Source organism: Pseudarthrobacter sp. rb (assembly GCF_056389225.1).
The window spans coordinates 111,260-124,093 of sequence record NZ_JBWJAR010000009.1 but is presented as its reverse complement, the minus strand read 5'-3'; the positions used below and the strand labels follow the sequence as shown (position 1 = coordinate 124,093).

The window sequence follows — 12,834 nt, the reverse complement described above, 5'->3', positions numbered from 1 at the left end:
CGGTCATCGTCGTACAGATGGTGTCCGACTGTACAGAAACTACTTCGACGTAGAAGGACACTAAACCGTGGACCTGTTTGAATACCAGGCGCGCGATATGTTCGAGGCGCACGGTGTACCCGTGCTTGCCGGCATCGTGGCGTACACCCCAGAAGAAGCAAAGGCAGCTGCTGAGAAGATCGGCGGCGTGACCGTTGTCAAGGCACAGGTCAAGGCAGGCGGCCGTGGCAAGGCCGGCGGCGTCAAGGTCGCAAAGTCCGCTGATGAGGCGTTTGAGCACGCCACCAACATCCTGGGCATGGACATCAAGGGCCACACCGTCAAAAAGGTGATGATTGCCCAGGGTGCGGACATCGCCGAGGAGTTCTACTTCTCCGTCCTGCTGGACCGCGCCAACCGCAACTACCTGGCCATGTGCTCGGTTGAAGGCGGCATGGAGATCGAGCAGCTCGCCGTCGAACGTCCCGAAGCGCTGGCCAAGATCGCCATCGATCCCGCCGTGGGCATCGACCAGGCCAAGGCCGACGAAATCGTCGCAGCCGCAGGCTTCGCCGAGGAACTGCGCGGCAAGGTCGCCGCCGTGATCCTCAAGCTCTGGGATGTCTTCAAGAAGGAAGACGCAACCCTGGTGGAGGTCAACCCGCTGGTCAAGACCGGCGCCGGCGAGATCGTGGCACTGGACGGCAAGGTCTCCCTGGACGAGAACGCCGACTTCCGCCACGCCAAGCACGCGCAGCTCGAGGACAAGGACGCTGCAGACCCGCTTGAGGCCAAGGCAAAGGCGCAGGACCTCAACTACGTCAAGCTTGACGGCGAAGTGGGCATCATCGGCAACGGTGCAGGCCTGGTCATGTCCACCCTGGACGTCGTTGCCTACGCCGGTGAAAACCACGGCAACGTCAAGCCCGCCAACTTCCTGGACATCGGCGGCGGAGCCTCGGCCGAGGTCATGGCCGCCGGCCTGGACGTCATCCTGGGCGACGAGCAGGTCAAGTCCGTATTCGTCAACGTCTTCGGCGGCATCACCGCTTGCGACGCTGTCGCCAAGGGCATCGTCGGCGCACTGGCCGAACTGGGCCACGCCGCCAACAAGCCGCTGGTAGTCCGCCTCGACGGCAACAACGTCGAGGAAGGCCGCCGCATCCTCAACGAGGCCAACCACCCGCTGGTTACCCTGGCCGCCACCATGGACGAGGGCGCCGACAAGGCCGCCGAGCTCGCCAACGCAGCGAAGTAAAGGGACGCACCATGTCTATCTATCTGAACAAAGACTCCAAGGTCATCGTCCAGGGCATCACCGGCGGCGAAGGCACCAAGCACACCGCCCTGATGCTCAAGGCCGGCACCAACATCGTGGGCGGCGTCAACGCCCGCAAGGCCGGCACCACGGTCCTGCACGGCGACAACGAAATCAGCGTCTACGGCACCGTCAAGGAAGCCATGGCTGAAACCGGCGCCGACGTCTCCATCGTCTTCGTGCCGCCGGCATTCACCAAGAACGCCGTTGTCGAAGCCATCGAGGCCGGCATCGGCCTGGTCGTGGTCATCACCGAGGGCGTTCCCGTCCAGGACTCCGCCGAATTCTGGGCCCTGGCCCAGTCCAAGGTGGACGCCGACGGCAACCAGGTCACCCGCATCATCGGCCCGAACTGCCCCGGCATCATCACCCCCGGCGAAGCACTGGTTGGCATCACCCCCGCCAACATCACCGGCAAGGGCCCCATCGGCCTGGTTTCCAAGTCCGGCACGCTGACCTACCAGATGATGTACGAACTGCGCGACCTGGGCTTCTCCACCGCCATCGGCATCGGCGGCGACCCCATCATCGGCACCACGCACATCGACGCCCTGGCCGCGTTCGAGGCTGACCCCGAGACCAAGGCCATCGTCATGATCGGTGAGATCGGCGGCGACGCCGAAGAGCGCGCAGCCGACTTCATCAAGGCCAACGTCACCAAGCCGGTCGTCGGCTACGTTGCCGGCTTCACCGCCCCCGAAGGCAAGACCATGGGCCACGCAGGCGCCATCGTCTCCGGTTCCGCCGGTACCGCGCAGGCCAAGAAGGAAGCCCTCGAGGCTGCCGGCGTAAAGGTCGGCAAGACGCCGTCCGAGACCGCCAAGCTGCTCCGCGAGGTCTACGCCGCCCTCTAGGCAGCACTTCACTACGCGGGGCCACCCCCGGTCCGTTTCCAGTGATGGGACGGACCCCGGGTGGCCCCGCGTTCGTTGTTTAACGAATGACGACGACGGCGGGCGGCGCCTGCCCAACCCGGTCGAGTAATGTTGGGACAGGAAAAACGGGCGCCCCGGGCGCGCAGGCAGGGGATTAACGATGGCAGAAACGCGACCCACCCTGGTCGACGCCGTCGTGGACAAGGTCCTCGAGCACATCATCAGCGGGGAAATAAAGGCCGACGACGCCCTGCCGCCGGAGGCTGACATCGCCAAGGAATCGGGCGTCAGCAGGCTGACGGCCCGGGAAGCCATGAAGGTGCTCAAAGCGCAGGACGTTGTCTACGTAAAGCGCGGCCGGGGCACTTTCGTCAACCCGCCCGAGCGCTGGACCGGGCTGGACGCCATCATGCGTGCAGCCTCCAGGGGAGTGGCCTCGGACCAGGTGGCACTCCGCCTGCTGGAGGTACGCCGCATGGTGGAGACCGGGGCAGCCGAACTTGCTGCCTCCCGGCACCGCCCGGTTGACCTCACTGCGTTGCAGGACAGCGTGGAGCAGATGGAAGCGGCGCACCTGGCCGGAGATGTCGATGCACTGACCGTGGCCGATATCGCCTTCCATGACACCGTGCTGCGTGCATCCGGCAACCCGTTCGTACCCGCCCTGCTGGGACAGCTCTCCACGCTGCTGTACGCCATGCGCCGGGAAACTTCAGCCTTCCCGGACGTGCAGCGCCACGCCATCCACCACCACAAGATGGTCCTGGCGGCCATCGCTGCGGGCGATCCAGCCACGGCGCGGTCCACCATGGATGCCCATATCACCCAGACCTTTGAGGACTACGAGCAGTTCCTTGCCATGTCCAGCCGCAGCGGAACCACCGGCCGCTAGGGGCTTGCCCGCTCGGAACCCGCCGGGCCGGCCAGGGCCCGGTGGCCTGCCTCCCTGTCCGCGTGCGCAGCCATTATGTTGACGCCCACAAGCACCTGTGACTAGAATCTCAGTCAGACATCAGACATCTGATATCACCCCCCAAATGCCGCCAGCCAAAGGAGTCGTCATGCGCGCGCATTTCCCTTTTGAGGGTCCCCACACCACCCCCGGAGGCCTGCGATGACCTCCCGCACCACTGCCCCCGCCCTCAGCCAGCTGGGCGAGACCACCCTCCGCAAGGTACGCCGGCGGCTGATGCCCCTGATCGTCCTTCTCTACTTCATCGCCTACCTGGACCGGAACAATGTGGGCTTCGCCAAGCTCGGCATGCAGGGCGACATCGGCCTGACCGAGGCCGCCTACGGCCTGGGCGCCGGCATCTTCTTTCTTGGCTACGCCTTGCTTGAGATCCCCAGCAACGGCGGCATGTACCGGTATGGTGCCCGCAAATGGATCGCCAGAATCCTCATCACCTGGGGCATCTTCGCAACTGCCATGTTCCTGGTGAACGGTGAAACCACGTTCTATGTCATCCGTTTCCTCCTCGGCGCGGCAGAGGCCGGCTTCTTCCCGGCGATCCTCTTCTACCTGACGCTGTGGTTCCCGGCGGCCCAGCGAGTGACGGTGTTGGGCATCTTCATCCTCGCCCAGCCCATCTCCAACGCCCTGGGCGCACCAGTGTCCGGCATGCTCCTGAACCTGGAAGGCGTGGCCGGCCTGCACGGCTGGCAGTGGCTCTACATCCTCGAGGGCATTCCGGCCATCATCCTCGGCATCATCACGCCGTTCGTCATGACCGACCGCCCTGAGCACGCCAAGTGGCTCAAGCCGGAAGAGCGTGAATGGCTGTCGACCACCATGGCCGCTGAGCTGGCCCACAAGCAGAAGTCCGGAAACCACAACTTCCTGGCCGGCCTCAAGGACCCCCGCACCATCGCCTACTCCGCGCTGTACTTCGGCCTGGTCTGCGGCATCTACGGCCTGGGGCTCTGGCTGCCCACCATCGTCAAGGCACTGGGCAAGTTTGACTCAACGCAGGTTGGGTTCATCGTCTTCATCCCGTACGCCATCGCCGCGGTGTTCGTGTACTTCTGGAGCAAGCGGTCCGACCGTACGGGCAACCGCGTGTGGCATGCCAGCGTCAGCATGGTGCTTGCCGCCGTCGGCCTCCTGGGAGCCGGCTTCCTGCTCCCGGTCAACGCGGTGCTTGCCATGGTCTTCCTGACCCTGGCAGCCATGGGCATCTACTCCGCGATCGCACCCTTCCTGGCCATGCCGTCCGCCGCCCTCACCGGCGCCGCGGCAGCCGCCGGACTGGCCATGGTCAACTCGCTCGGCAACCTGGGCGGCTTCGTGGCCCCCTACATCGTGGGCATCCTCAAGGACGCCACCGGAAACAGCCAGACGGGCCTGGTGTTCCTGGCCGCCTGCCTTGCCGTGACCGCCGTCGCCACTTACCTCTATGCACGCAACCGGCCTGAAGGTGTCTCCGCCCCCGCAGCCACCGTTCCTGCCGCCGAAAAACATTAGGAAACAGCAATGACTACAGAGCACGCATTCCCCACAGAACGTACCGCAGTCCTGACCGGGGCGGCATCCGCCCGGGGCATTGGCCGCGTAACCGCAGACCGGCTGGCCAGCCAGGGCTGGTCCATCGCCATTTTGGACATCAACGCCGAAGACGCCAAGGCGGCCGCAGCGGAAATTGGCTCCAGCCGTGCCGTCAAGGCCATCGGCGTGGGCGCCGACGTCTCGGACGAGGCGTCGGTGGATCGTGCCATCACCGAAATCGAGCAGTCCCTTCCGCCCATCGTGGGACTGGTCAACCTGGCCGGAATCAGTTCCCCCACTCCCTTCATGGAAACCACCGTGGCGGAATGGGACAAGGTCTTCGCGATCAACATGCGTGGCACCTTCGTGGTGTCCCAGCGCGTCCTCAAGGGCATGATTGAGCGGGAGCTGGGACGGATCGTCAGCATCTCCTCCATCTCCGCCCAGCGCGGAGGTGGAACCTACTCCAAGGTTGCCTACAGTGCCTCCAAAGCCGGCATCCTCGGGTTCACCCGTGCCCTCGCGCGTGAAGTCGGTGAGCACAACATCACAGTGAACGCCATCGCACCGGGCCCGATTGACACGGACATCATGGGCGGAACGCTGAGCGATGAGCGCAAGGCGCAGATGTCCGAGGGGATCATGATGGGCCGGGTGGGAACCCGGGAGGAAGTGGCGGCCCTGATCGGGTTCCTCCTTAGCGAGGATGCCGGCTACATCACGGCCGCGACCTATGACATCAACGGCGGCCTGCAGGTTTCCTGACGCCCCTGCTTTCCTGGCACCCCTGGCGCACGGTGCCGTACGGCCCAGCGGCCGCACGGCACCGTGGCCGGGGCGCGTCATCCGCTACGTCCCGCCTCTGCAGCGGCTATAGGATTTCTACATGGCAACCAAGAACCAGGCCACCGGCGGGGTGAGCAGGCAGGTCCTCGCGGACCACGTCTATGAGGCGCTTTTGGTTGCCCTCATGGACGGCCGGCTGGAAGCAGGCACCCCCGTCAGTATCGACGGGATGGCCAGGGAACTGGACGTCTCACCAACGCCCGTGCGGGAGGCGCTTGCCCGGCTGGAAGCCACCGGCATGGTTCGCAGGATGGCCCTGCGCGGCTACCGGGTAGCCCCGCTGTTCTCTCCGGAAGAGCTGGCAGACCTGATGGACGCCCGGCTGGTGATCGAACCGGCCAACGCCTTCATGGCCTGCAAGCACGCAGACCAGGAACTGACCGGGCAGCTCCAGCAGGCCATCGAGGACCTGAAAGCCGCACCTCGGGGCCCGTCGTTCGCCGAGTTCCGCGCGTACTGGGAAGCGGATGAGCGGTTCCACCGGCTCATTGCCGAATCGGCGGACAATCAGTTCCTGTTGTCCGCCTACAACGCGCTGGGTGGCCAAGTGCAGCGTTTCCGCTTCTTTGGCGGCCTGGGCGTAACGGACGCCGACTACGCCATCGCGGAACATACCGAGATCCTCAAGGCCTTTGAAGCCGGCGACGCCGAACTCGCCCGGCAGAAAATGATCGACCACATCGAGGGCGTCAAGCAGCGCTCGCAGCACGACAGCGAAGTGCGCAGCTAGCAGCACGCCCAGGGGCCGGCGAGCCCCTCATCCCTTGACTCCATCCCTGGGAGTCCACAAACGAACCCTTGACAGGATCCATAACCAACGTAGATCCTATAGGAAATGCGATTCACGATCTGGAGTGACAATGCCGTACACCGCTGAAAACTGGCCCATCGCCGCCGCCCTGCTGCAGTTCCCCGGAACCAGGCCGGACGGAACCGCCGTCCAGGACGCCCCTGCCAGCGACTGGCAGCAGGTCTTCGAAGAAGTGGCCGACGCCGGTTTCACCAATGCCGACCTCACCGACAGCTGGGTCCGTCCCGGCGATCTTTCCAGTGCCCGGCTGGACGAACTGAAAGCCGCCGCCACGGCCGCCGGCCTTGGACTTCCCTCCATCTCCGCCATCCGGCGCAGCGTGATCGAGGAAGGCAACTGGGAAGACAACCTGGCCTACACCCACCGAACCCTCGAGGCCGCAGCGCACCTTGGCTGCGAGGTTGTCTCGATCGGGCTCCACCAGGCCATTACCCCCGAGCAGCGGAAGCAGCTGTGGTTCTGGACCGTGGAGGGCCACAAGGACCCGGTGGGGGACAAGGAAAGCTGGAACAACGCCGTCACCCGCATCCGCGAAGTGGGCAAGCACGCCGCCGAACTTGGCCTCCTGGTGTCCCTGGAGATGTACGAGGACACCTACCTGGGCACCGGAGATTCCTCCGTGCAGCTGGTCCAGGACATCGACCTGCCCAACGTGGGGCTGAACCCGGACCTGGGCAACCTGATCCGGCTGCACCGCCCCATCGAGGACTGGCGCGAACTGGTGCACAAGACCCTGCCGTACTCCAACTACTGGCACGTCAAGAACTACATCCGCGATGAAAACCAGGCCCGGAACCAGTACGTCGCCATGCCGGCCCCTATGGAATCAGGCCTCATCAGCTACCGCGAGGCCTTCCAGTTCGCCATCTCCGTCGGCTTCCAGGGCATCATCTGCACCGAGCACTACGGTGGCGACGGACTGAGCGTCACCGCCGCCAACCAGGACTACCTGCGCCGCCAGGTCCTGCCTAAGCGGGACGGCTATGCCCTGGGCACCAGCCTGGTGGCCCAGGGCCGGCAAACTCCGGCGGCAGTCCCCGCACGCTAGCCGGCAGGCATCCCAACCGAGACAACCGGTTCAACGAGGAATCATGACAAAGATATTTGACGATCCAGCGCAGTTCGCAGACGACGCCCTCGACGGCTTCGTGGCCGCCAACCGCCAGTACGTTGCGCGCGTTGACGGCGGCGTTGTCCGCTCCACCGAATCACCCGCCGGCCAGGTGGCACTGGTCATCGGCGGGGGCTCCGGCCACTACCCGGCCTTCGCCGGCCTGGTGGGCGCCGGGCTGGCCGCAGGAAGCGCCTGCGGCAACATGTTTGCGTCCCCTTCCGCGGGGCAGGTGTACCGCGTGGCCAAGGCATCCCAGACCGGCGGCGGAGTCCTGCTCAGCTACGGAAACTATGCCGGCGACGTCCTCCACTTTGGCCAGGCCCAGGACAAACTGAACGCCGAAGGCATCGAAACCCGGACCGTCCTGGTCACCGATGACATCGCCAGCGCTCCGCTGGAGGAAATCGCCAAGCGCCGCGGCATCGCCGGCGACCTGACAGTCTTCAAGGTGGCCGGCGCGGCAGCGGAAGCCGGCCTTGACCTGGACGAGGTGGAGCGCCTCGCCATCAAGGCCAACCACCACACCCGCTCGCTCGGCGTTGCCTTTGCCGGCTGCACCCTTCCCGGAGCAGCCGAACCTCTGTTCACCGTGCCCGACGGCATGATGTCCGTGGGGCTCGGCATCCACGGTGAACCGGGCATCTCCGAGCAGCCCCTGCCCACCGCCGGCGAGCTCGCCCGGCTCCTGGTGGACGGCTTGCTCAAGGACAAGCCGGACGCCGCGGGCACCAGGGTGGTGCCGATCCTGAACGGCCTGGGAACGGTCAAGTACGACGAACTCTTCCTGCTGTTCGGCAAGATCGAAGCGCTGCTGACCGGGGCCGGACTGGAGATCGTGGAGCCGGAGTGCGGCGAACTGGTGACCAGCCTGGACATGTCCGGACTGTCCCTGACGCTGTTCTGGCTGGACGGGGAACTGGAAAAGTTGTGGGCAGCGCCGGCCGACACGCCCGCCTTCCGCAAAGGCAACCTGGCCCCGCGCCGTGCCCGGTCCGTGGAGTCCCTCGCCGAGGCGGGAACGGCGCCGGCGCTGGCCGCCACCCCGGCGTCGACTGCCCTGGCCGCCACGGCGGTGGGCGCGCTGAAGGAAGCCCGGTCCGTCGTCGTCGAACATGAGGACGCGCTTGGGAAACTGGACGCGATCGCCGGGGACGGCGACCACGGCATCGGCATGCGCCGCGGAGTTGATGCCGCCGTTGCCGCCGCCGAGAAGTCCCGCGCGTCCGGTGCGGGGCTTGAGGAACTCCTCACGGCGGCGGGGGAGCAGTGGGCCGAACGCGCCGGCGGCACCTCCGGGGCCCTGTGGGGCGCTGCCGTCACTGCCGTCGGCAGGACCCTTGGCAGCAAGGACTCCTACACCGCGGCCGACGCAGCCGCCGCCGTCAACGCCCTCCGCGACGCCATCATCACCCTGGGCAAGGCCGAAGCGGGGGACAAGACCATGGTGGACGCTCTGCTTCCGTTCGCCGAGACCTTCAACCGCGCAATAGACGACGGCGGCAGCCTGGCCGGGAGCCTCCGTGCAGCAGCGGAGGCGGCAGCAAAAGCCGCTGACGAGACCTCCGGGCTCAGCCCGAAGAAGGGCCGCGCCCGTCCCCTGGCCGAAAAGAGCCTTGGCCACCCCGACCCCGGTGCTGTGTCCTTCGGCCTCATCGCCCGCAGGCTGGCCGACTACGCCGCCACCATCGAAAGCCACTAAAGGAGAACCCTTATGACTGAGCAATCCCAGCCGGGCTGGCGCATCGTCGTCGGCAATGACGAAGCCGGCGTCGAATACAAGAACGCCCTGCGCGAACTGCTGGAGACGGACCCCCGCGTCGCCTCGGTGGAGGATGTGGGAGTCGGCGCCGACGACACCACCGCCTACCCCCACCTGGCCGTCGCCGCCGCCCGCAAAGTGGCCGCCGGTGAAGCGGACCGCGCCCTCCTGATCTGCGGAACCGGCCTGGGCGTCGCCATCTCCGCCAACAAGGTACCGGGCATCCGGGCCGTCACCGCGCACGACAGCTACTCCGTGGAACGCTCCGTGCTGTCCAACAACGCCCAGGTCCTGACCATGGGCCAGCGCGTCATCGGCCTGGAACTGGCCAAGAAGCTGGTGGGCGAGTGGCTCAACTACCGCTTCGATGAAAACTCCGCATCCGCGGCCAAAGTAGACGCCATCTGCTCCTATGAGGGCGCGTCGGAAGGACTTGAAACCACATGAGCACCCGTAACATCGCCGTCGTCGGCTCAGGCTACATGGGCGGTGGAATCGCCCAGGTCCTGGCACTTGCCGGAGCCCGCGTGGCCTTGGCGGACGTCTCCGCCGAAATCGCCCAAAGCAACTACGAACGGCTCCTGAAGGAATCCGACGAGTTTGTGGCAGCAGGCCTCTTCCCGGCCAACGCCACGGACCTGCTCAAGGAAAACCTGTGGGCAGCCAAGGACATCGAAGAAGCGGTAGCGGACGCCGAATACATCGAGGAGGCCGTGCCGGAAGTCCTCGAGATCAAGCACGCCACCCTCGGCCGGATCAGTGCCGCCGCCCGGCCCGATGCCATCATCGGCTCCAACACCTCCACCATCTCCATCGCCAAGCTCGCCGAAGTGGTGGACAACCCGGAGCGCTTCCTGGGCGTCCACTTCTCCAACCCGGCACCCTTCATTCCCGGCGTGGAAGTCATCCCGCACGAGGGGACCTCCGAGGCAACCGTCCAGGCCGCCTGCACCATCGTGGGGGAGACCGGCAAGGAAACCGCCACCGTCAAGGACGTCACCGGCTTCGTGCTGAACCGGCTCCAGTACGCCCTCTTCCACGAAGCCGCCCAGGTGGTGGAGGAAGGCATCGCCACCGCCGAGGACGTGGACACCCTGGTCCGCACCACCTTCGGCTTCCGCCTGCCGTTCTTCGGCCCCTTCGCCATCGCCGACATGGCAGGCCTGGACGTCTACGCCTTCTGCTACAAGTCGCTGCAGACCGGCTTCCCGGAGCGGTTCGCCACCCCGCAGATCCTGCAGGAAAAGGTCGACGCCGGCCAGCTGGGCACCAAGACCGGCTCCGGCTTCCTTGATGTCCCGGCAGAGCGCACGGCAGCCCTGGTTGCCTACCGGAACAAGGCCTACGTCGCCATGCAGAAGCTCATCGAGGACCTGGGCCCGGCCCCGCTGTCCTAGCCCTGCTTTCCCTCAACCGGAAGGAACATTCCATGACAGTTTTCCCCGCAGAGCGCACGGTGATCGTCACCGGTGCAGTCTCTGAACGCGGCATTGGCCGCGCCACCGCGGACTACCTTGCCGAGCGCGGCTGGAACATCGGTGTGATCGACCTTGACGATGCCGCCAGCAAGGACCTGGCCAAGGAACTGGCCGAAAAGCACGGCGTCAAAGCCCACGGCGCCGGTGCCAACATCGGCGACGAAGCCTCGGTGCGTGCCGCCATCGACGAGATCGAAGCCGAGCTTCCCCAACTGGTGGCACTGGCAAACATCGCGGGCGTCAGCTCCCCGGTTCCCTACCTGGAGCTCGACAGCGCCGAGTGGGACCGCGTAGTGAACATCAACATGAACGGCGTCCACTACGCCACCCGTCGTGCGGCCGAATCGATGGCCAGGAACCGGGTGGGACGGATCGTCAACATCTCCTCCGTCTCCGCGCAGCGCGGCGGAGGAACCTTCAGCAAGACCCCGTACTCCGTGGCGAAGGCCGGCGTCATCGGCCTGACCCGCGCCACCGCCCGCGAACTGGGCGAGTACGACATCACGGTCAATGCCATCTCACCCGGTCCGATCGACACCGACATTATGGGCGGCACCCTCAGCGAGGAACGCAAGGATGAACTCGTTAAGGACCTGGTGGTGAACCGGGTGGGCACCACCCGAGACATCGCGGCGGCCATTTCCTTCCTCATCGGCGAGGACGCCGGCTACATTTCCGGCCAGACGCTGAACGTCGACGGCGGCCTGTACATGCACTGACGGCATCCGCACCGGATGCCACAAGCCCCGCAGGCCGCCGGCCTGCGGGGAACCACCAACGTCACCACTCGAAGGAGAGTGTTGTGTCAGAAACCACCGCAACATCCAAGGAACTCCTGGCCCGTCCGGTCCTGAAGTCCGCGATTTCCAAGGCGGCCCGCCGGCTCATGCCGATGCTGGTCATCCTCTACGTCGTTTCGTTCCTGGACCGCACCAACGTCGGCTTTGCCGAGGCGGCCCTGGGGGCGGACAAGGGGGTGTCCGCGGCGGCCTTCGCCCTCGGCGCCGGCATCTTCTTCATTGGCTACGCCATCTTCGAGATCCCCAGCAACCTGCTGCTCAAGAAGGTGGGTGCCAAGATCTGGCTGGCCCGCATTGCCATCACCTGGGGCATCGTTTCCGCGTGCTTCGCGTTCGTGCAGGGCGAGACCTCGTTCGTGATCCTGCGTTTCCTTCTTGGCGTCACCGAGGCAGGGCTGTTCCCCGGCGTCATCATGTACCTTGCCGAATGGTTCCCCAACAAGGTGCGGGTCCAGATGTTCGCCATCTTCTACCTGGCCCAGCCGTTCTCCCAGATGATCGGCAACCCGCTGTCCGGCTGGCTGATCAACATTGGCGACCAGGTGCCGGGCCTGCGCGGCTGGCAGGTCATGTTCTTCGTCGAAGGCCTGCTCGCCGTCCTGGCAGGCATCGCGGCCTTCTTCTTCCTGATCAACGGCCCGGAGAAGGCCAAATTCCTCAGCGGGGAGGAGAAGTACGCGCTGAAGGAGGTCATGGCACTTGAGGACAACATCAAGGACGAGACGGGGCCCCGCGGCATCCTCGCCGCCATGCGCAACGGCCGCGTCTGGTACTTCACCGTCATCTACTTCTGCCTGCAGATCGCTGTCTACGGTGTGACGTTCTTCCTGCCGCAGCAGGTGTCCTCCCTGACCGGGCAGAAAGTGGGGCTCGCCGTCGGCCTGCTCATCGCGGTGCCGTGGTTCTTCGGTATCTTCTCCTGCTACTTCATCGGCAAGGCTGCAAACACCGTGGCCAAGCGCCGCAAGTTCGGCACCATCCTGTTCATCTCCACCGGCCTGTGCATCTTCGGCTCGGCATGGGCGGGAACCAACCACCAGCCGGTCCTGGGCATGATCTTCATAACCCTGGCAGTCTGCAGCTTCCTGGCAGTGGGCCCCGTGGTGTGGTCATATCCCACCGCGTTCCTCGCCGGTTCCGCTGCCGCGGCAGGCATTGGACTGATCAACTCGCTGGGCAACCTGGGCGGCTTCGTGGCGCCCATCCTGCGGACCGCAGTCAACGAAGCCACGCAGTCGCCCACGGGGTCCATGGGCGTCTATGCCCTGGGCGTCCTGCCATTTGTGGCGGCAGCGATGATGTTCGCCACCAGGCGGTTCAAGAACAAGGCCGACGACCTGCTCGACTGAGCACACCACCACTCCACGCA

12 protein-coding genes are annotated in these 12,834 nt (G+C 65.7%); all 12 read left to right on the top strand.

Annotation, left to right across the window (positions count from 1 at the left end; all coding sequences use genetic code 11):
* Window positions 1-67: 67 nt before the first annotated feature.
* The 12 genes from sucC (at window position 68) to ACWRN3_RS13820 (ending at window position 12,814) form a co-directional block, all read left to right on the top strand.
* Window positions 68-1,237, top strand: coding sequence for an ADP-forming succinate--CoA ligase subunit beta (gene sucC, locus ACWRN3_RS13875; RefSeq protein ID WP_324644261.1), 1,170 nt, complete (start codon window positions 68-70; stop codon window positions 1,235-1,237).
* An 11-nt stretch (window positions 1,238-1,248) separates the two neighbouring features.
* Window positions 1,249-2,151, top strand: coding sequence for a succinate--CoA ligase subunit alpha (sucD, locus tag ACWRN3_RS13870; protein WP_255174536.1), 903 nt, complete (start codon window positions 1,249-1,251; stop codon window positions 2,149-2,151).
* Window positions 2,152-2,332: 181 nt separating this feature from the next.
* A complete protein-coding gene (locus ACWRN3_RS13865; protein ID WP_476740986.1) occupies window positions 2,333-3,064 on the top strand; it encodes a FadR/GntR family transcriptional regulator in 732 nt (243 codons plus the stop codon).
* A gap of 222 nt (window positions 3,065-3,286) precedes the next feature.
* Window positions 3,287-4,636 (top strand): MFS transporter, encoded by a 1,350-nt coding sequence (locus tag ACWRN3_RS13860; protein WP_476740985.1) that lies wholly within the window; start codon window positions 3,287-3,289, stop codon window positions 4,634-4,636.
* Between the two features lie 9 nt (window positions 4,637-4,645).
* The gene (locus ACWRN3_RS13855; protein ID WP_476740984.1) at window positions 4,646-5,422 is read left to right on the top strand and encodes an SDR family NAD(P)-dependent oxidoreductase; all 777 of its coding nucleotides are present in this window, start codon (window positions 4,646-4,648) and stop codon (window positions 5,420-5,422) included.
* 121 nt (window positions 5,423-5,543) lie between these two features.
* Entirely contained in the window at window positions 5,544-6,233 is a 690-nt protein-coding gene (locus ACWRN3_RS13850; RefSeq protein ID WP_255174540.1) for a GntR family transcriptional regulator, read from the top strand.
* Between the two features lie 130 nt (window positions 6,234-6,363).
* Entirely contained in the window at window positions 6,364-7,362 is a 999-nt protein-coding gene (locus tag ACWRN3_RS13845) for a sugar phosphate isomerase/epimerase family protein (RefSeq protein WP_476740983.1), read from the top strand.
* A gap of 43 nt (window positions 7,363-7,405) precedes the next feature.
* The gene (locus ACWRN3_RS13840) at window positions 7,406-9,127 is read left to right on the top strand and encodes a dihydroxyacetone kinase family protein (RefSeq protein WP_476740982.1); all 1,722 of its coding nucleotides are present in this window, start codon (window positions 7,406-7,408) and stop codon (window positions 9,125-9,127) included.
* A 12-nt stretch (window positions 9,128-9,139) separates the two neighbouring features.
* On the top strand, window positions 9,140-9,634 hold the full coding sequence (locus ACWRN3_RS13835; RefSeq protein WP_476740981.1) for a ribose-5-phosphate isomerase: 495 nt from the start codon (window positions 9,140-9,142) through the stop codon (window positions 9,632-9,634).
* A complete protein-coding gene (locus tag ACWRN3_RS13830) occupies window positions 9,631-10,584 on the top strand; it encodes a 3-hydroxyacyl-CoA dehydrogenase family protein (RefSeq protein WP_476740980.1) in 954 nt (317 codons plus the stop codon). The genes ACWRN3_RS13835 and ACWRN3_RS13830 overlap by 4 nt, the downstream gene beginning before the upstream one ends.
* Before the next feature lie 32 nt (window positions 10,585-10,616).
* Window positions 10,617-11,384: an SDR family NAD(P)-dependent oxidoreductase gene (locus ACWRN3_RS13825; protein WP_476740979.1), complete on the top strand. Its 768-nt coding sequence runs from the start codon at window positions 10,617-10,619 to the stop codon at window positions 11,382-11,384.
* Between the two features lie 83 nt (window positions 11,385-11,467).
* On the top strand, window positions 11,468-12,814 hold the full coding sequence (locus ACWRN3_RS13820; RefSeq protein ID WP_324644265.1) for an MFS transporter: 1,347 nt from the start codon (window positions 11,468-11,470) through the stop codon (window positions 12,812-12,814).
* Window positions 12,815-12,834: the final 20 nt, after the last annotated feature.